Below are 18,688 nucleotides of genomic sequence, written 5' to 3'. Positions count from 1 at the left end.
ACCGCACGACCGACTCACCCGACAACGGCACCGGGCCAGACCGCACGACCGACTCGCCGGGCAGCGGTGCCGGGCCGGGACGGGCGGGTAGGCGTTCGTCGCCCCACGGCACCAGTCGGATCTGGTCGGCCGGGGAGCGTCCGCCGCCGAGCACCGCGGTGACCACCGCCTCCGGGCCGAGGATGCCCTGCACACGGCTCAACGCCCGGTGTGCCCGTTCCCGCTCCTCGCCGGTCTCCCCCCACAGGCCGGCCTGCAGACCAGCCTGGGCGATCACCCCGTCCGGGACCAGCCGCAACCGGATGATGCCGGCCGTCGGCCGGGCCGGTCGGGCGCCGGTACGCCCGCTGCTGCCGGAGAGCCAACCGTCGAGCTGCCAACGCACCCGGTCGGCGATGGCCGCAGCGGTGAGCAGGCCATCGTGGCGCCACACCCGGTGCAGCTCCTGCCCGTGCTCGGTGACCGCCTCGATGCCGAGCCGGGTGCAGGCCAGCCCGTGCCCGGCCAGCCCCTCGTGCAACTGCTCGGCCAGCGCGCGGCCCGCGAACGCCGCCGCGTCGACCCGGTCGATCGGTTCGTCGTAGTCGGCGGTCACCGTCAGGTCGGCCGGTGGCTGGCGGACGGCGAGCGGGCGGTGGTCGCGCCCGGCCGCGAGCCGGTGGGCCAGCGCACCGTCGAACCCGAACCGGGCCAACACGTCGCCGGCCGGCAACGCGGCGAAGTCGCCGAGACTGCGCACCCCCAGGCGGCGCAGCAGGTCGGCCAACGCCGACCGGCCGAGCGCCTCGACCGGCAGCCCGGCCAGGAACTCCGGTGTCCCGCCCGGTGCCACCACCCGACCGGCGCGGGCAGCCAACCCGGCCGCGAACACCCCGTCGGCGATGCCGACCTGGCTCTCCACCAGGCACGACTGGGCGACGTGCTCGATGATCCGCTCGGCGGCCGCCTCCTCGCCGCCGAGGTAACGGCCCGGCCCCCGGGCGGCCACCGCGCAGGCGCCCGGACGGACCACCTCCACGCCGGCGACCAACTCCTCCACCGCGGCGACCACCGGCTCGAACGCCCGGGTGTCGCGGCCCGGGTCGTACTCCACGACGGTGAGTTGCGGGCAGCGACCCTGCGCCTCCCGCTTGCGCAGACCTCGGCGTACCCCCTCGGCGCGGGCCCGCTCGGAGCAGGCGACCACCCGGTTGGCGTGCAGCACGGCGACCGGGCCGGTCGCCGGCACCCCGTCGACGATCTCGGCGGCGAGCACCGGCCAGTCCGGGCACCACAGCAGCAGGGTGCGTGGCGGAGAACCGGTCACCCCCGACCGACCAGGGCAAGCGGCGTGGCCGGTCGGCCCACGGTCGACGGCACCGTGCGGGGAATGACCCGGGTCAGCTCGTCCCCCGGGAGCCAGACCTTGATCTCCTTGGGTCGGGCGGCCGCCCCGCGCCCGCGCGCCGAGACGGTGACCTCCCGGCGGCGCAGCCGCCCCCGGCCCTGCCCGAGCCCTTCCCACACTCCACGGACCACCTGAAGAGTCACGTCCGCGCCGTCCCACCGGCCGTACGGGACGAGCACGCTGCCGCGCTGCCGCGCCCGGGCGGCCAACCGGGTGGCGACCGAGGCGGAGACCGTGGCCGGCACGGTGGTGACCACGACGTCCACCCCGTCGATCAGCGCGGCGACCACGGTGGCCCACTCGGGGCCGGGGTTCGGAATCAGGGCCAACCGGTCCAGGGCGATGCCCAGCTCGGCGGCCGCCCCCGCACCGAACGTCGGCACACCGACCACGGCGCACCACGAGCCGGCCCGGGACGCCTCGGCGAGCAGGGCCAGCATCAGCGAGGTGCCACCGCTGCGCTGGGGCTGGCCGGCGGCGACCGCGATGGTGCTCCCCCGGCGCAGGCCCCGGTTGGGCAGCAGGCCGGTCAGCTCGGGTGCCACCGGCAGCACCCGGTGGCCGCCGACCTGGTCGGGTGCGCTCGCCGGGCGCACCAGATCGGCAAGTGCGGCGGAACCGACCACCATGCGGCCCGCCATTGGACCAACCCCCCGTCGTTGCTGCTGTGGATCACGTTCAGGACCGGCACGCCGTGCCACCGGCCGCCCGGCTCCCCCCGCGGGGCGGTCGGTGGCACGGCGGGATCATGCGGCGAGGCCGTCCAGGGCCGGTTGGTGGGAGACGCCGAGCGCGGTCTCCACCACCGTGACGAACTGTTCGGCGGCGCGGAGCAGATCGTCGGCCTCCCTGGCGCTGACCACCCGGGGGATGCCGGCCTCGGCGGCGGCGCGTTTGCTGGCTCCGGCGGCGAAGAACCGGGACCACTCGTCGAGCTCCGGAGCGACGGCGCAGAGGAGGACCCAGACGCTGGTGATCCGGTTGCGCCGACTCGGGGCGGGCCGGGCGCGGGCGGCGAGCAGGGCAGCCGCCGCACGCAGCGCCGCCAGGTGGGCAGCCGCGTAGCGCAGGCCGTCGGGTCGGGTCTGGCCGGCCTCGACCAGCCCGCGCCGGGCCAACGTGAGGAGTTGGGTGGGGGTGCGGTGCGGCAGCACGTGCGCCGGCACCGTCGGTGCCTGAGCCGGGTTGGTCGGCATGGGTGTCTCCTCCACGTGGCCGGGCGTCGCCTCGGCGCGTTGGTGCCGCCGACGAGACGCCGAGGTCGGGTGGTGCGGAGGAAGACGCACCGGGTGTGGCCGGCCGGGTGTGGACGCTTCCCCACACCACACCCGGCCGGCGTACCGGCGGGTGCGTCGTCCGCTGCCCGGGGGTCGTGGGCAGCGGACGACGCTCCTGCCTGTCGGGACCAGGCTCGCGACTGCCCGGAAACCCAGGTGCGGCCCGCGGAGCCACACCGCCCGGAGCTGGCGCCGCGAAACGCCGCGCCCCGGCTGGTTGGAACGGGCGTTCGAGGCAATCGAACACTCGTTCTAACTGCTGCTGACAGTACACCTCCCCACCGACGAAAATGCAACGTGTGACGCGCGGGGCCCGCCGGCCGGGTGAACCGCCCCCGGCGGACCGGGAAGAATGGCGGCATGCAGTCACACCCGAACGTACGGGCGGTGCAGGACGCGCTCACCGCCGCCGGCACGCTCGACGGCGCCGGTGAGCCCAGCACGATCCGTCTGCTGCCCGACGCGGTGCACACCGCCTCGGCGGCCGCCGAGGCACTCGGCGTCGAGGTCGGTCAGATCGCCAACTCACTGATCTTCGACGCGGACGGCACGCCGCTGCTCGTGCTCACCTCCGGCGCGCACCGGGTCGACACCGCCGGCCTGGCGGCATCGCTCGGCGTCACCCGGCTGCGCCGGGCCACCCCGGAGTTCGTCCGGGCCCACACCGGGCAGCCGATCGGCGGGGTCGCCCCGCTCGGGCACCCGCACCCGCTGCGCACCCTGGTGGACACGGCGCTGGTGGCGTACCCGGAGATCTGGGCCGCGGGTGGCGTACCGCAGGCGGTCTTCCCGACCACCTACGCCGAGCTGCTGCGGGTCACCGCCGGCACCCCGGCCGAGGTGGCGTGAGCGAGCGAACCGGCAGCGACGCCCCGGAGCTGGTCACCCTGCACGCCTGGCGGACCTCCCGCGGCGCGTTGCCCCGGGCGCTGACCCGGATGGCCGTGGACCCGCGCCGGCTGCGGGCCCTGCCCGGCGTCCGGTTCGGCAAGCTGCTGGGCACCGGGACCGGCACCGGCTTCGGGCCGGGCGACGCCGACCTGACCCGGTGGGCGGCGCTGACCGTCTGGGAGTCCCCCGCCGCGGCGGCCAGCTTCGACGACTCGCCGGTCGGGCGTGCCTGGGCCCGCATCGCCCGCGCCCAGGCCCGGGTCGATCTGCGTCCGCTGACCAGTCGGGGCGAGTGGTCCGGCCAACGACCGTTCGGCGAGCCCGCGGGCGGTCGGGTGACCGGCCCGGTGCTGGCGCTGACCCGGGCCCGGCTGCGGGTCCGCCGGACGGCCACCTTCTGGCGGGCGATCCCGCCGGTGGCCGCCGCCCTGCGGGACGCGCCCGGGTTGCTGGCCCGGTTCGGGGTCGGGGAGGCACCGCTGGGTTGGCAGGGCACGGTGAGCGTGTGGCGCGACCCGACAGACCTGGTGGCGTTCGCGTACCGTCACCCGGAGCACCGGGCGGCGATCATGCGAACCCCCACCGCGGGCTGGTACGCCGAGGAGCTGTTCGCCCGGTTCGAGGTGCGCGACGTGGTCGGCGACCGGTCGGTGCTCGGGTGGGTCGCCGACGGCGGTCCCGAAACGGTGAAGGGTGGACGGGCATGAGGTTGGTGCGCTGGACGCCGGACGATCTGGTCCGGCGGCTGGACGACGTGGTGGCCGTCTACGGCGAGGCGATGGGATACCGCACCGACCTGTTGGAGGCCCGGCGCGGCTACATCGCCACCCATGTCCGCCGGCCGGGTTTCCGGGCGGTCGCCAGCCTGACCAGCGAAGGTCACCTCGCCGGCTTCGGCTACGGCTACCTGGGGGCCTCCGGTCAGTGGTGGCACGACCAGGTGCACCGAGCGCTGGACGCCCCGAGCCGGGCGCGCTGGCTCACCCACTGCTTCGAGGTGGTCGAGCTGCACGTCCGGCCACCGGCGCAGGGGCACGGCCTGGGCACCGGCCAACTGCGCGCGCTGCTCGGCATGGCCGAGGGCGACACCACGCTGCTGTCCACCCCGGAGGCCGACGAGCAGACCTCGCGGGCCTGGCGGTTGTACCGGCGGTTCGGCTTCGTCGACGTGCTGCGTAACTTCCACTTCCCCGGTGACGAGCGGCCGTTCGGCGTCCTCGGTCGGGATCTGCCACTCGAGCCACCGGCTTCATGACCCGGCGGTTCTCCTGGACGCTGCTCGCCGTCCTGGTGCTCGCCCAGATCTGTTACCCGCTCACCACCGGCGCCACCCGGGCCGGGCTCACCGTGGCCACCGTCGTGCTCGGGTGGCTGCTCTCGGTGGGCCACGCGCTGTTCAGCCGGGGCCGGCGGGTCGCGGTGGCGCTGGTCGCGGTGGCCACCGGCGGCGGGTTCGCGATCGAGGCGATCGGGGTGGCCACCGGCGTGCCGTTCGGCAGCTACGACTACTCCGGCGAGTTGGGCCCCAAGCTGGCCGGAGTGCCGTTGATCATCCCGCTGGCCTGGACCTGGATGACCTGGCCGGCCTGGCTGGCGGCGGTCCGGCTGACCGGCGGCACCGTGCCGCGCGCCAGCCGCGACGGCGGCGCACCGACCGGCGACGGCGGCGGATCGTGGACCGGCCGCGGTGGGTCGGCCGGTCTGTGGGTACGGCGGATCGCGCTGGCCACGGTGGGGTTGGCCGCCTGGGACCTCTTCCTCGACCCGCAGATGGTGGCCGAGGGTTACTGGGTCTGGCGGGACGCCACCCCCGCGTTGCCCGGTCTGGCCGGCATCCCGGTCAGCAACTATCTGGGCTGGCTGCTCTTCGCGGTGCTGCTGATGAGCGCGTTGCGTCCGTTGGCCGGGTCGGCCGCCGAGCGCACCGACCGGCGCGACGACCCGATGGTCACGCTCTACCTGTGGACGTACTTCTCCAGCATCCTGGCCCACGCGGTCTTCCTCGACCTGCCCGCGTCGGCGCTCTGGGGGGCGGCCGGCATGTCGGTGACCGCCGTCCCGCTGGCGGTGACCCTGCTGCGGGCCCGCCGGGGCCGTGCCACCCGCCGGGAGGCCCACCAGCCGCACCGCCCCGGTGTCGACGCGACCCGATGATCGTCCTGCTCGCCCTGCTGGCCGCCGTCGCCGCGTTGACCGGGCACACCTGGCTCAACGCCGCCCGCTGGTTGCGCCGGCCCACCGACCGACCCGACGAGGTCGACGAGCGGGTCGCCGTGCTGCTGCCGCTGCGCGACGAGGCCACCCGGGTCACGCCCTGCCTGCGCGCCCTGCTCGCCCAGCGCGGCCTGCCCGGGCTGCGCGTCGTCATCCTCGACGACGGGTCCACCGACGGCACCGCCGAGGTGGTCCGCGCGGTGGCCGGCGACGACCCCCGGGTCACGCTGCTCACCGGGGTCGCCCCGCCGCCGGGCTGGCTGGGCAAACCGCACGCCTGCTGGCAGTTGGCCACCCGGGCCGACCCGGACGCCACCGCGCTGGTCTTCGTCGACGCCGACGTGGTGCTCGCCCCGCACGCGGTCGCGGCGGCCGTCACCGAACTGCGCGCCGCCCGCGTGACCCTGCTGTCGCCGTACCCCCGGATCGTGGTGGCGACGGCGGCCGACCGGCTGGTGCAGCCGCTGTTGCAGTGGCTCTGGTTGACGTTCCTGCCGCTGCGCGCGGTGGAACGCTCGCCGCGGCCGTCGCTGGCCGCGGCGGGCGGGCAGTTCCTGGTGGTGGACCGGGCCGGCTACACCGCCGCCGGCGGGCACGCCGTGGTCGCCGACCGGATCCTGGAGGACGTCGAGCTGGCCCGGGCGGTCAAGCGGGCCGGTGGGCGGATCGCCCTGGCCGACGGTTCCCGGCTGGCCACCTGTCGGATGTACGACGACTGGCCGCAACTGCGCGACGGGTACTCGAAGTCGCTCTGGGCGTCGTTCGGGCACCCGGGCGCGGCGGCGGTCGTGGTGGCGCTGCTGCTCCTGCTCTACACGGCACCGCCAGCGGTCGCGGTCATCGCGCTGCTCGCCGGCGCGCCGGGGGTGGCCGCCGTGGCCCTGGCCGGCTACCTGCTGGGGGTGGCCGGACGGGTGCTCACCGCGCGGGCGACCGGAGGCCGGTGGTGGCCCGACGCGCTCGCACACCCCGTGTCGGTCGTGGTCCTCGGTTGGTTGACCCTGCGGTCGTACCATCTGCGAAAGCGGCGCCGCCTGACCTGGCGGGGCCGCCCGGTCAGCTAGGAGGGCGCGGCATGGCGCGGATCGTGGTCGTCGGCGCCGGGGTGGGTGGCCTCGCCACCGCCGCCCGGCTGGCCGCCACCGGGCACCAGGTGACCGTCTTCGAGGCCGCCGACGCGGTCGGTGGCAAGCTCGGCCGGTACGCGCACGACACCCCGGCCGGCCCGTTCCACTTCGACACCGGGCCCAGCCTGCTCACCCTGCCCCAGGTCTTCCACGACCTGTTCGAGGCGACCGGGGCGAAGCTCGACGAATACCTGGACCTGGTCCCGTTGGACCCGATCGTCCGGCACGTCTTTCCCGGCGGCGGCCCGACGCTGGACTCGTGCGCCGACCCGGTGGAGTTCACCGCCCGGATCGGGGCCGCCCTCGGTGACCGGGCGGCGGCCGACTGGCAGCGGCTGTGGCACCGCGCCGAACGGGTGTGGCGGGCCTCCGAGCGCGACATCCTGCGCCGTGCCGTCGACTCCCCCCGCGATCTCGCGTCGCTGGCCTGGCGGCTCGGCGACCTGGCCGCCATCGCCCCGGGCCGCACCCTGCGCGGGCTGGGCCGGCGGCACCTGTCCGACCCGCGGCTGCGGATGCTGCTGGACCGGTACGCCACCTACACCGGCGCCGACCCGCGCCGGGCACCGGCGGCGTTGGTCGCGGTCCCCTACGCCGAGTTGACCTTCGGCGGCTGGTACCTACGCGGTGGGCTGGGCAGGCTCGCCGACGCGCTGCTGACGCGCTGCCTGGACCACGGCGTGGTCGTGCAGACCGACACCACCGTCACCCGGATCGACGCCACCGGCGGCCGGGTGCACGGGGTACGCCTCGCCGGCGTCACCGCCCCGGTGCCCGCCGACGTCGTGGTGGCCAACGTCGACGCGCTCACCGTCTACCGTGACCTGCTGCCGCACCCGCGTCGGCTGGCCGGGCTGACCGACCGCAGCCTCGCCGGTTTCGTGCTGCTGCTCGGCGTCTCCGGCAGCACCGGGCTGGCCCACCACACCGTCTTCTTCCCCGGCGACTACGACGCGGAGTTCGACGCGGTCTTCGGAAACCCCGGGCGAGGGGTACGGGCCCGGCCGGCGGTCGACCCGACGGTGTTCGTCACCGTGGCCGACGACCCGATGGTCCGCCCCGCCGGGCACGAGGCGTGGTTCGTGCTTGTCAACGCACCCCGCCACGGCACCGCGGCGGGTGCTGTCGACTGGCGACGGCCAGGGCTGGCCGACGCGTACGCCGATCGGATCCTGGAGGTGCTGGCGGAGCGCGGTGTGGACGTCCGCGACCGGCTGCTGTTCCGCGAGGTCCGCACCCCGGCCGACCTGGGTGCGGCGACCGGCGCGCCGGGTGGTTCGATCTACGGCACCGCCGGTGGGCTGCTGCGCCCCGCCAACCGGGGCCCGGCGAACGGGCTGTGGCTGGTCGGCGGCTCCACCCACCCGGGCGGCGGGCTGCCGATGGTGACCCTCTCCGCGCAGATCGTCGCCGACGAGATCGGCCCCGCCTGGTAGGCGCGGCGGCCTCAGCCGGCGCCGAGCAGGGCCCGGCGGCCTCAGCCCGCGTCAAGCAGCGCGCGGCGGATGGTGGAGAGCAGTTGCCCGAGGCCGAAGCCGGCAAGCAGCACCCACACCGCGGTCGCCATGGTGATGGTGCCGGCGGCCAGGTCCGGCTCGATCAGCCCGGCCAGCCCGGCGACCACCAGGCCCGCCAGCGCGACCGAGACCCGGGTGGGGCGTTCCCCCACGGTGACCGCACCGATGTCGCGCATGCCGGCGGCGACCGCCCGAGCCCGCACGTACTCGTGCAGCCAGGACAACGCGCCACCCGCGACGATCAACGCGCCCGGCGCGCCGACCAGCCAGAACGCCAGCAGCCAGGCCACCTCACCGAGCCGGTCGGCGACCGAGTCGTAGACGTAGCCGAGCCGGGTGGTGCGGCCGGTGGCGACCGCCACCGCACCGTCCACGCTGTCGGCCACGGCGGCGAGCAGCACGAACAACGCGCCCAGGAAGGGACCGTCCCCCGGCCGGGTCACCAGCAACGGTACGCAGAAACAGAGCAGCACCCCGGCCACGGTGACGGCGGTGGGGCTGACCCGTAGCCGCCCCAGCACGTACCCGACGTGGTAGGCGAACCGCAGCCAGGCGCGTACCACCGGTGCCGCGACCCGGGGGTCGAACCCGCCGTGCAACCGCGCCCAGGCCGTGGCGTACTGGTCCCAGTTCAGCTGTGTGCCCACCACTGATCAACCGTCGTGCCGGGCATCAGGTAGCGCAGGCTCCGCATTCACACCCGCGCGCCGGCCTTCAGGTTCTGCCAGACCTCGCGGGTCGCGGTGGACCGGTTGAGGGTGATGAAGTGGATTCCCGGCACACCCTCGTCCAGCAGTCGGCGGCACATCTCGCTGGCCTGCTCCACACCGAGCCGGCGGACGGCTTCCGGGTCGTCGGCGACGCGTTCGAAGCGGGCCGCCAGTGCCGGCGGGAACGGCGCGCCGGACAACTGCACGGACCGCTCGATGGTGCCGATCTGGGTCACCGGCATCACCCCGGCCAGGATCGGGGTGTCGCAGCCGGCGGCGGCCACCCGGTCGCGCAGCCGCAGGTAGTCGTCGGCCTCGAAGAACATCTGCGTGATCGCGAACTCGGCACCGGCCCGACACTTGCGGACGAACTGCGCGGTGTCGCTGGCCACGTCGGGCGAGCGGGGGTGCTTGTACGGGAAGGCGGCAACGCCGACGCTGAAGTCACCGGCGTCACGCACCAGCCGGACCAGGTCCTCGGCGTAGTCGACGCCCTCGGGGTGCCGGACCCACTCGCCGCTCGGGTTGCCGGGCGGGTCACCGCGCACCGCCAGCACGTTGCGCACCCCCACCCCGGCGAGCCGGCCGACCACGTGTCGCAGCTCGGCGACGGAGTGGTTGACCGCGGTCAGGTGGGCCATCGGCAGCAGGGTGGTCTCGGTGGCGATGCGTTCGGTCACCGCCACGGTGGTGTCCCGGGTCGAACCGCCCGCGCCGTAGGTGATCGACACGAACGACGGGCGCAGCGACTCCAACTCGCGGATGGCCTGCCAGAGCAGTCGCTCCCCCGCATCCGTCTTGGGCGGGAAGAACTCGAACGAGAAGGTCGGTTGGCGCTCACGAATGAGCTCCCCGATCGCCGGCTGCGGGTTGGGGAGGACCGAGGGAAGACCGAGCGCCACGACCCGACTCTAGCGGGCGACGCCACCACGGCCCAGGCGCTTTCCACCTCGGGGTCCGATACCGCCTGCCGGCCCGCTCGGGGCGGGCGGAAGGCGTCGTACCCCCGAGGTAGGAATGGGTGGCGTGGGAGGGGCGACGGGGGCGGCGCCCGGGGTCCCGCGCGGGGGTCAGCAAGCACGCGGTGACGCCGGTCCCGTCCGCTCGGGCGGGTGGGCCGTCACCGCGCCGACGCCCGCCAGGAGGACGCATGACCCCGCCTCGACCGCCGCGCCCGGCGCAGCTCGGCCCGTTGCTGGCCCGGTGCCGGCTGGCCCGCGGCTGGAGCCAACAACGCACCGCCGCCGAGTTGTGCGCCGCCGCCGGGGTGCCGACGTTGAGCCGCCACGAGGTGTCCCGGTGGGAACGACAGCGACGTGTTCCCGGCGCGTTCTGGCTCGGCTGGCTCGCGGTCGTCCTGGACGTGCCGCTGGTGACGCTCGCCGAGGCCGCCGCGGCCACCCGCCGAACCGGCTCGACGCGGGCCCCCGGCCCGGGCCGCACGGCGGTGGCCGGTGTGCGACCGGCGGGGCGTAGCGGACCCGGCCGCACCGACGGGACTACGCGTGGCGGTAGGGCGCGGAGCGCGGCGACCCGCTAGCGTCGGGGCGTGACCCACGCTGCCCCCGTCTCACCCGTCGACCGTGCCGGCCTACGGCAGCGGGTCGACAAGGCCCTCAGCGAGTTCCTGACCGGCCAGCGGGTTCGGCTCGCCGCCGTGGACGACGCCCTGGCCCCGGTGGCCGAGGCGATCGAGGCCTTCGTGCTCGGCGGCGGCAAGCGACTTCGCCCGGCCTTCGCGTACTGGGGGTTCCGGGGCGCGGGAGGGGTCGACGGCGACCAGGTGCTCACCGCTCTGGCCGCGCTGGAGTTCGTCCAGGCCAGCGCCCTGATCCATGACGACCTGATGGACCGCTCCGACACCCGACGCGGCGAGCCCGCGGTGCACCGACGGTTCGCCGCACGGCACCGGGAGGCCGGCTGGGGCGGTGACCCGGACGGCTTCGGCGACGCCGCCGCCATCCTGCTCGGCGACCTCTGCCTGGTCTGGTCCGACGAGTTGCTGCACTCCGCGGGGCTGGACCTGTGGGCGTTGGCCCGGGCCCGGCCGGTCTTCGACGAGATGCGCACCGAGGTCACCGTCGGGCAGTACCTCGACGTGCTGACGCAGGTCACCGGCGACACCTCGGTGGAACGGGCCAGCAAGGTCGCCCGGTACAAGTCGGCGAAGTACACGGTCGAGCGTCCGATGCTGCTCGGTGCCGCGCTGGCCGACGCGACGGCCGACGTACGGGCGGCCTACTCGGCGTACGGGCTGCCGCTGGGCGAGGCGTTCCAGCTCCGCGACGACGTGCTGGGTGTCTTCGGTGACCCGGCGCTGACCGGCAAACCGGCCGGGGACGACCTGCGCGAGGGCAAGCGCACCTACCTGGTGGCGGCAGCCGTGGAGACCACCGACGACGCGGGCCGCGAGCTGCTGCTCAGCCGGCTCGGCGACCCGGAGCTGGACGAGCGGGGGGTGGCCCGGCTGCGCGAGCTGATCTCCGCGAGCGGGGCGTTGGCCCGCACCGAGCAGCGGATCGTCACCCTCACCGACACCGCGTTGGCCGCGCTGACGCACGTCGACCTGGACACCGAGGCCCGCCAGACCCTGGTGGACCTGGCCATCGCCGCAACCCGCCGAGCAGACTGACCCCGCCGCTCGCCCTCGCCCGGCCCCGGCCCGCCGCCTGGGCGGTTGATCATGAGGTTGACGACCTCGGTCGCGGCGTGTCGCACCGCCAACCTCATGATCAACGTGGCTCGCCGGGGGTCAGAAGCCCAGGGCCTGGGCTCGGCGTTTCACCTCGCGGGCCTGGTCGCCGGAGAGGGCGGCGGCCGGGGTGTTGCCGGGGAGGGTCTCGTCCGGCTCGTACAGCCAGCGCAGGGCGGCCTCGTCGTCGTAGCCGTTGTCGGTGAGCAGGTTGAGCACGCCGGGCAGGTGCTTGAGCACGACCTGGTTGGCGACCAGGTCCGCCGGGATCCGGCGGACGCCGTCGCGGCGGACCGCCAGCAACTCCCGGTCACGGATCATCTGGTGCACCTTGCTGATCGACACGTCGAGGCGCTCGGCGACGTCGGGCAGGGTCAGCCAGCCGGCCGGGTCGGCGGGGCCGGCGAGGTCCAGGCTGGGCACGGCCTGGTCGGGTACGGGTTCGGTCACCCGACCACCCTGCCACGGCACCGTCGCGACGGGCCACCGGCACCCCGAGCGGCGCTCTCGTGGCACCGCTGACCTGCGGGTGCGGGGACGAGGAGCGCGGCGGGACAGACCCGTTCGGCGCCCGGCTGTAGCATCCTGTTCAACCTTCACCCCCTGGACACATAGACTGCCTGCCGATGGACACTCAGGTCGCCGACACGTTGCTGGGCTCGCTGATCGACGGGCGCTACCGCATCCGCGGTCGCGTGGCCCGTGGTGGCATGGCGACCGTGTACACCGCCACCGACGAACGCCTTGAGCGCACCGTCGCTGTCAAGATCATTCATCCGACCCAGGCGCCCGAGGCGCGGGCCCGGATCGCCAACTTCGTGGCCCGGTTCACCGACGAGGCGAAGACCATCGCGCGGCTGACCCACCCGAACGTGGTGGCGGTCTACGACCAGGGCACGCACGCCGGTCTGCCGTACCTGGTGATGGAGTACGTGCGCGGTCGCACGCTGCGTGACGTGCTGGCCGAGCGGCGCCGGCTCAACCCGGACGAGGCGTTGGCCATCATCGAGCAGATGCTCGCCGCGATCGCCGCCGCGCACCGGTCCGGGCTGGTGCACCGCGACGTCAAGCCGGAAAACGTGCTGGTCGCCGAGGCGCCCACCGGTGGTGTCGCCAATCTGGTCGACAGCGTCGTCAAGGTGGCCGACTTCGGTCTGGCCCGGGCGGTCGAGGCGAGCGCCGACGAGGAGCAGGGCAACCAGCTGATGGCCACCGTGGCGTACGTCGCCCCGGAGCTGGTCACCGAGGGCCGAGCCGATCCCCGTACCGACGTCTACTCGGCCGGCATCGTGCTGTTCGAGATGCTCACCGGCCGCGTGCCGTACGACGGGGACCGCCCGGTGGACGTCGCCTGGCAGCACGTCGACCGGGACGTACCAGCACCCTCGATGCTGGTGCCCGGCCTGCCGCCGGTCCTCGACGACCTGGTGCAGCGGGCCACTCGGCGCGATCCGGCGGCGCGGCCCGCCGACGCCGGCGCGCTGCTGGCCGAGGTGCAGGTCGCCCGGGATCGCCTGGGTGACGCCAACACGCACACCGCCGTGCTCCGCCCGGTGACCGACGACGCGCCACTGTCTCAGCCGACCATGGTGGTCGCGACGGTCCGCCCGACCGACCGCCCGGCCTGGGCGCGGCTGCCCGAGGGCGCCAGCCAGGGGCCGGGGCGACGACGGGCCGCCCCGGAGCCCGCGGAGGGTCTCGGGGCCCGGCTCGCGGCGCTGCGCGGCACACTGCTGGCGAGCCCACGCGGCCGGTTGGCCGTCGCGGCCGTGGTGGTGACGCTGGGCCTGGTGGCCGCGATCGGGGGCTGGTGGTTCGGCGTCGGCCGTTACACGGATGCCCCGCAACTGGTGAGTCTGAGCAAGGCCGAGGCGCAGGCGCAGGCCACCCGCGCCGGGCTCACCCTGAAGTACGGTGAGCCGCGCTTCGACGAGAAGGCACCGAAGGACAGCGTGCTGGGGCAGAGCCCGGCATCCACCACCAGGATCGTCAAGGGCGGCACGATCACCCTGACCCTCTCCCTCGGCCCGGAGCGCTTCCCCGTGCCGGACGTGATCGGCAAGGAGTTCGAGCTCGCCGAGGCGGACCTGCTCAACGTGAAGCTGGTGGTGGCGAGGGGTGCCGCCCGCTACGACGACAGCCTGCCGGCCGGGGTCGTACTGGACACCTCCCCCAAGGTGGGCGCCGAGGTCAAACCCGGCGCGACGGTCACCCTCATTCTGAGCCGGGGCAGGGCGCCGGTGACGGTGCCGAACCTGGTCGGCAAGAACCTCAACGACGCTCGGGCCGCCCTGGCCCAGCTCAACCTGGTGCTGGTGGAGACCTACAAGGACTCCGACAAGCCCAGGGACGAGATCCTCGGGCAGAGCCCGGCCGACGGCGCCGGCGTGGAGAAGGGCACCCAGGTCAAGCTGGACGTCAGCAAGGGCCCGGCGGCGATCGTCGTGCCCCGGGTGATCGACCTGCCCTGCCAGCAGGCCAAGCAGGCCCTGGAGGGCCAGGGCTTCCCGGTGACGGCGCTCATCAACCCGAACGCCACGGTCCGGATCCAGGCCCCCGGTGAGAATTCGCAGGTGCCGCCGGGCACCCCGGTCACCCTGACGTGCTTCTGATGTCGGCTGCCACCTCGCGTCCGGTGGGCGCGCACACCCCGACCTCCGGTGGGCTGGCCAAGGCCGCCCTGCCGTACGCCGACGCGACAGGTGCCCGGGTGGTGCAGGTCTACGTCTCCAACTCCCGGGGTTGGGCGCTGCCCAGCGGTGATCCGGTCCAGGACGCCCTGTTCCGCGACGGCTGCGCCGAGCGGGGCATCTCGGCGTTCATCCACGCCTCGCTGCTGGTCAACCTCGGCTCGCCGACTCCGGCCACGGTCGAGAAGTCGGCACAGACACTGGCCCACGCCCTTCGCCGGGGCGTGGCGATCGGCGCCCAGGCGGTGGTGTTCCACGCGGGCAGCTCCGTCGACGAGGCGTACGCCGAGGCGGCGATGCGACAGGTCCGCCGCGAGCTGCTGCCACTGCTCGACTGGGCTGCCGACTCCGGCGGGCCGATGTTGCTTGTCGAGCCGAGCGCCGGCGGCGGCCGGTCACTGGCGTCCCGCGTGGAGCAGCTCGGCCCCTACCTGGACGCGGTGGACCGCCACCCCATGCTCGGGGTCTGCTTCGACACCTGCCACGCCTGGGCGGCCGGGCACGACCTGGCGGCCGAGGGCGGCATGACGGCAACCCTGGACACCCTGGTGGCCACTGTCGGCACGGACCGGCTGCGGCTGGTCCACGCCAACGACTCGAAGGATCTGTGCGGCTCGACCCGGGATCGGCACGAGAACATCGGCAAGGGCACCATCGGCGAGCCCGCCTTCGCCGAGCTGATGGCGCACCCTGCCACCGCGGGCGTCCCGATCGTGGTGGAAACCCCGAGCGAGAAGCAGCTCGGCCACGCCGCCGACATCTCAACCCTCACCCGCCTCCACCACCCCTGACCCGTGTTGATCAAGAGGTTCGCGTCGTCCGGAGACCGGAGCCTGACGCAGACCTCTTGATCAACAGGGGCGGCGGCGTCAGGCTGCGGCGAGGATGCGGGGCAGGGCCGCGAGAGCGCGGTCGATGCCCGCGTCGGTGAGGCCCAGGTGGGTGACCAGACGGGCGGTACGGGGGCCGAGCACCGAGACCAGCACACCCTCGGCCCGCGCGGCGGCGGCCAGCGCACGTGCGTCCAGTGCGTGCTTCGTCAGATCCAACGCGACGAGATTGGTACGCACCGGAGCGGCGAGCACCCCGAACGGCGCGACGGCCTCGGCGAGCCGGACCGCCCGGGCGTGGTCGTCGGCCAGCCGGTCGATGTGGTGCGCCAGCGCGTACCGGCCGGCGGCGGCGAGGATGCCGACCTGACGCATGCCACCGCCCATCCGCTTACGGATCAGCCGAGCCCGTCCGATCTTCTCCGCACTGCCCACCACCAGCGAGCCGACCGGCGCGCCGAGGCCCTTGGAGAGACACACCGACAGCGTGTCGAAGAGCCGGCCGTACTCGATCAGGGGCACCCCGTCGGCGACATGCGCGTGCCAGATCCGCGCGCCGTCGCAGTGCATCGCGACGCCCGCGGCGTCGGCGACACCCCGCAGCTCCCGCAGGGTGGCCAGCGGAATCACCCCGCCACCACGGCTGTAGGTCTGCTCCACGGCGATCGCGCGGGTGGGGACGGCGAAGTAACCGTCCGGCCGGATCATCCGGGCCACCTGCTCCGGGTCGACGTCCGCGCCGACCGCGGGCCAGGTCCGCGAGGAAATCCCGCCGTACGCCGCCGCGGCACCGATCTCGTACGTGACCACGTGCGCGTCGGCGTCGGCGAGCACCTCGTCGCCGGGTGACACCAACAGTTGCAGGGCGATCTGGTTGGCCATCGACCCGCTCGGGGCGAACAGTGCCGCCTCGTGCCCGAACAGCGCGGCGACCTCGGCCTCCAGCGCGTTGACTGTCGGGTCCTCGCCGTAGACGTCGTCACCGACCTCGGCGGTGGCCATCGCCTCCCGCATCGCGGCGGTGGGCCGGGTGACCGTGTCCGACCGCAGGTCCACGAGATCAGCCACTGTCATCCCTCCGGCTGCCGACCGCGGGGTTCGCACGCTCACTCCCCGCATCAGCCACGGAGCATTTCCGCCACCAGGAAGGCCAGCTCCAACGACTGCTGGGTGTTCAGTCGCGGGTCGCAGGCGGTCTCGTACCGGTCGGGCAGGTCGAGGTCCTCGATGCCCTGGGCGCCGCCGAGGCACTCGGTGACGTCCTCGCCGGTCAACTCGACGTGCAGGCCACCGGGGTGGGTGTCCAGCCCTCGGTGCACCTCGAAGTAGCCGAGCACCTCGTCGACGATGCGGTCGAAGTGGCGGGTCTTGTAGCCGTTCGACGACTCGTGCGTGTTGCCGTGCATCGGGTCGCACTGCCAGACCACCTTGGCACCGGCGGCGGTGACCTTGGCGACGATCGGCGGCAGGGCGTCGCGCACCCGGTGGTTGCCCATCCGGCTGATCAGGGTGAGCCGGCCGGGGACGTTGTCCGGGTTGAGCTTCTCGCACAGCTCGATCGCCTCGTCCGGGGACGTCGTCGGGCCGAGCTTGACGCCGATCGGGTTGGCGATGCGGGAGATGAAGTCGATGTGCGCACCGCTGATCTGCCGGGTGCGCTCGCCGATCCAGAGGAAGTGCCCGGAGAGCCCGTACGCCCGGCGGTTGGAGACCCGGGTGAGCGCCCGGTCGTACTCCAGGGCGAGCGCCTCGTGCGAGCAGTAGAGCGTGACGGTCCGCAGCGCCTCGTCGTCGGTCATCCCGCAGGCCCGGATGAAGGCCAGCGCCCGGTCGATCTCCCGGGCGATCGCCTCGTAGCGCTCCCCCGCCGGGGAGTTCTTCACGAAGCCCTTGTTCCAGTCGTGCACGGCGTGCAGGTCGGCGAGCCCACCGGCCAGGTACGCCCGGAGCATGTTCATCGCCGCCGCCGAGTTGGCGTACGCCCGGATCATGCGCTGCGGGTCGGCGACCCGGGCGGCCGGGTCGGCCTCCAGCGAGTTGATCATGTCGCCGCGGTACGCGGGCAGACCGCGCGCGTCGGTGGGCAGTGAGCGGGGCTTGGTGTACTGCCCGGCCACCCGGGCGACCTTGACCACCGGCAGGGACGCGCCGTAGGTGAGCACGATCGCCATCTGGAGCAGGGTGCGGGCGTTGGCCAGCAGGTGGCTCTCGGTGTTGTCGACGAACGTCTCGGCGCAGTCACCGCCCTGGAGCAGGAACGCCTTGCCCTCACAGACCAGGGCGAGCTTCTGCCGGAGCTGGTCCACCTCGTAGGGCGCGACGACCGACGGGACGGTGTCGAGGACCTTGCAGACCGCCGCGACGGCGGCCGGGTCGGACCACGGTGGGACCTGCTCACGGGGCAGCTCCCGCCAGCGGTCCAGGCCGAGCGCGGCGTCCTCCGCGGAGTCGACTGTCGGTCGGCTGGTCTGCAGGCCCGGGCTACTCACCGCGGGATGGCTCAGCTGATGCCACTCATGGCGCATGACGGAAAGCGTACGGCGACGGTCGGGGCGACCGGGCGGCGAGGGGGACGGTTCCGGCAGATGGGAGATCAATTCGCGGAGGGCTGGCCCGGCTGCCCGGGCACGAAGAGGCCGGTCGGCGTGGGCGTGGGCGTGGCGGGTCGCCCGCCCGGCATTTCCCCGGCGATGCACCAGTCGCCTCCGTCGCGGGTAACGGTGAACACCAACGGCCGGACGACCGTGCGGCCGTTGGCGGCGACCGAGACCGACACGCTGACCTCCTGCCCGAGCGGACCGGACCGGACGTCGGTGATGGCCGCCTGCGGCACCTGGAAGTGATCGGCGAAGTCGCCGTTGGGGCCGGTGGCAGCCTGGTCGAAGCTCTCGTGCAGCAGGGCACAGAGCTGACTCCGGCCGGCGGCGACGTCCTTGGCGATCATCGCGTCGAGGTACGCCTGCACGCGCTCACGGGAACGGCTGGCGGCCTCGTCGGCGGGGGTTCGGGTGGGCGTGGCCGGCGGCAGCTCCTCCTTGGCGCCGTCCCGGGCATCGTCGACCATCCCGCAGCCGACCAGGGGCGCCGGCAGCAGCAGTGCGGCGGCCGTTGCCGCCAGCCTCCGGTGGGTCGCTCGCATGACCACCTCCGTCGAGGGTGAGATCGAGACCTGTCGCGCCGCGAGTCTGCCACATTGACCTGGCCTAACCCACCGACGACGGGCCCGGGGGGGCGGGGGGGGGGGCGGGGCGCGGGGGGGCCCGGGGGGGGGGGGGGGGGGGGCCCCCCCACCCCCGGGGGGGGGGGGGGCCGGTCTACCACACAGCCCACGACCCCCAGTATAGCGCCGATAT

General features: G+C 74.3%; 19 protein-coding genes. 10 read left to right on the top strand and 9 right to left on the bottom strand.

Annotation, left to right across the window (positions count from 1 at the left end; all coding sequences use genetic code 11):
- From ACGFIW_RS21880 to ACGFIW_RS21870, 3 genes are all read right to left on the bottom strand, one after another.
- A partial coding sequence (locus ACGFIW_RS21880; RefSeq protein WP_393318603.1) for a DNA polymerase Y family protein occupies positions 1-1,306 on the bottom strand: 1,306 nt, incomplete at its 3' end.
- On the bottom strand, positions 1,303-2,028 hold the full coding sequence (locus tag ACGFIW_RS21875) for a hypothetical protein (RefSeq protein ID WP_357523457.1): 726 nt from the start codon (positions 2,026-2,028) through the stop codon (positions 1,303-1,305). The genes ACGFIW_RS21880 and ACGFIW_RS21875, both read right to left, overlap by 4 nt.
- Positions 2,029-2,133: 105 nt before the next feature.
- A complete protein-coding gene (locus ACGFIW_RS21870) occupies positions 2,134-2,583 on the bottom strand; it encodes an SAV_6107 family HEPN domain-containing protein (RefSeq protein WP_393318599.1) in 450 nt (149 codons plus the stop codon).
- Positions 2,584-3,024: 441 nt separating this feature from the next.
- Between ACGFIW_RS21870 and ACGFIW_RS21865 the strand changes: the two genes are divergently transcribed.
- Genes ACGFIW_RS21865 through ACGFIW_RS21840 form a run of 6 tightly spaced genes read left to right on the top strand, consistent with a single transcriptional unit; the run spans position 3,025 to position 8,332 of the window.
- Positions 3,025-3,513, top strand: coding sequence for a YbaK/EbsC family protein (locus tag ACGFIW_RS21865; RefSeq protein WP_393318597.1), 489 nt, complete (start codon positions 3,025-3,027; stop codon positions 3,511-3,513).
- Positions 3,510-4,262, top strand: coding sequence for a monooxygenase (locus tag ACGFIW_RS21860; RefSeq protein WP_393318595.1), 753 nt, complete (start codon positions 3,510-3,512; stop codon positions 4,260-4,262). The genes ACGFIW_RS21865 and ACGFIW_RS21860 overlap by 4 nt, the downstream gene beginning before the upstream one ends.
- Positions 4,259-4,810, top strand: a complete 552-nt coding sequence (locus ACGFIW_RS21855; RefSeq protein WP_393318592.1) for a GNAT family N-acetyltransferase — start codon at positions 4,259-4,261, stop codon at positions 4,808-4,810. Before ACGFIW_RS21860 ends, ACGFIW_RS21855 begins: the two co-directional genes overlap by 4 nt.
- Complete coding sequence (locus ACGFIW_RS21850) at positions 4,807-5,709, top strand: carotenoid biosynthesis protein (protein WP_393318589.1); 903 nt, start codon at positions 4,807-4,809, stop codon at positions 5,707-5,709. Before ACGFIW_RS21855 ends, ACGFIW_RS21850 begins: the two co-directional genes overlap by 4 nt.
- The gene (locus tag ACGFIW_RS21845) at positions 5,706-6,833 is read left to right on the top strand and encodes a glycosyltransferase (protein WP_393318586.1); all 1,128 of its coding nucleotides are present in this window, start codon (positions 5,706-5,708) and stop codon (positions 6,831-6,833) included. The genes ACGFIW_RS21850 and ACGFIW_RS21845 overlap by 4 nt, the downstream gene beginning before the upstream one ends.
- A gap of 11 nt (positions 6,834-6,844) precedes the next feature.
- Positions 6,845-8,332 carry a phytoene desaturase family protein gene (locus ACGFIW_RS21840; RefSeq protein ID WP_393318584.1) on the top strand — a complete coding sequence of 496 codons (1,488 nt, stop codon included), beginning with the start codon at positions 6,845-6,847 and terminating at the stop codon, positions 8,330-8,332.
- Between the two features lie 41 nt (positions 8,333-8,373).
- On the opposite strand, the gene ACGFIW_RS21835 is transcribed toward ACGFIW_RS21840, so the two are convergent.
- Both ACGFIW_RS21835 and metF read right to left on the bottom strand, forming a co-directional pair.
- Positions 8,374-9,063, bottom strand: coding sequence for a CDP-alcohol phosphatidyltransferase family protein (locus ACGFIW_RS21835; protein WP_357553639.1), 690 nt, complete (start codon positions 9,061-9,063; stop codon positions 8,374-8,376).
- A 44-nt stretch (positions 9,064-9,107) separates the two neighbouring features.
- Complete coding sequence (gene metF / locus ACGFIW_RS21830) at positions 9,108-10,025, bottom strand: methylenetetrahydrofolate reductase [NAD(P)H] (RefSeq protein WP_393318581.1); 918 nt, start codon at positions 10,023-10,025, stop codon at positions 9,108-9,110.
- 248 nt (positions 10,026-10,273) lie between these two features.
- On the opposite strand from metF, the gene ACGFIW_RS21825 reads away from it, so the two are divergent.
- Positions 10,274-10,663: a helix-turn-helix domain-containing protein gene (locus ACGFIW_RS21825; RefSeq protein ID WP_393318578.1), complete on the top strand. Its 390-nt coding sequence runs from the start codon at positions 10,274-10,276 to the stop codon at positions 10,661-10,663.
- A gap of 9 nt (positions 10,664-10,672) precedes the next feature.
- Positions 10,673-11,755 carry a polyprenyl synthetase family protein gene (locus ACGFIW_RS21820; protein WP_393318576.1) on the top strand — a complete coding sequence of 361 codons (1,083 nt, stop codon included), beginning with the start codon at positions 10,673-10,675 and terminating at the stop codon, positions 11,753-11,755.
- 120 nt (positions 11,756-11,875) lie between these two features.
- Here ACGFIW_RS21820 and ACGFIW_RS21815 read toward each other — a convergent pair whose 3' ends face one another.
- A complete protein-coding gene (locus ACGFIW_RS21815; RefSeq protein WP_393318573.1) occupies positions 11,876-12,265 on the bottom strand; it encodes an Rv2175c family DNA-binding protein in 390 nt (129 codons plus the stop codon).
- Between the two features lie 176 nt (positions 12,266-12,441).
- Between ACGFIW_RS21815 and pknB the strand changes: the two genes are divergently transcribed.
- Both pknB and ACGFIW_RS21805 read left to right on the top strand, forming a co-directional pair.
- Positions 12,442-14,427, top strand: a complete 1,986-nt coding sequence (gene pknB / locus ACGFIW_RS21810; protein ID WP_393318570.1) for a Stk1 family PASTA domain-containing Ser/Thr kinase — start codon at positions 12,442-12,444, stop codon at positions 14,425-14,427.
- Complete coding sequence (locus ACGFIW_RS21805) at positions 14,427-15,296, top strand: deoxyribonuclease IV (RefSeq protein WP_393318567.1); 870 nt, start codon at positions 14,427-14,429, stop codon at positions 15,294-15,296. Before pknB ends, ACGFIW_RS21805 begins: the two co-directional genes overlap by 1 nt.
- A gap of 78 nt (positions 15,297-15,374) precedes the next feature.
- Here ACGFIW_RS21805 and ACGFIW_RS21800 read toward each other — a convergent pair whose 3' ends face one another.
- The 3 genes from ACGFIW_RS21800 to ACGFIW_RS21790 form a co-directional block, all read right to left on the bottom strand.
- Positions 15,375-16,403: a threonine aldolase family protein gene (locus ACGFIW_RS21800; protein ID WP_393318564.1), complete on the bottom strand. Its 1,029-nt coding sequence runs from the start codon at positions 16,401-16,403 to the stop codon at positions 15,375-15,377.
- 50 nt (positions 16,404-16,453) lie between these two features.
- The gene (locus ACGFIW_RS21795) at positions 16,454-17,860 is read right to left on the bottom strand and encodes a class II 3-deoxy-7-phosphoheptulonate synthase (RefSeq protein ID WP_393318561.1); all 1,407 of its coding nucleotides are present in this window, start codon (positions 17,858-17,860) and stop codon (positions 16,454-16,456) included.
- Positions 17,861-17,928: 68 nt separating this feature from the next.
- Complete coding sequence (locus tag ACGFIW_RS21790) at positions 17,929-18,474, bottom strand: nuclear transport factor 2 family protein (RefSeq protein WP_393318558.1); 546 nt, start codon at positions 18,472-18,474, stop codon at positions 17,929-17,931.
- Between the last annotated feature and the right edge of the window lie 214 nt (positions 18,475-18,688).

This window comes from Micromonospora sp. NPDC048935 (genome assembly GCF_043197875.1).
Classification (GTDB): domain Bacteria; phylum Actinomycetota; class Actinomycetes; order Mycobacteriales; family Micromonosporaceae; genus Micromonospora.
This window is presented reverse-complemented; position numbering and strand designations above follow the sequence as displayed.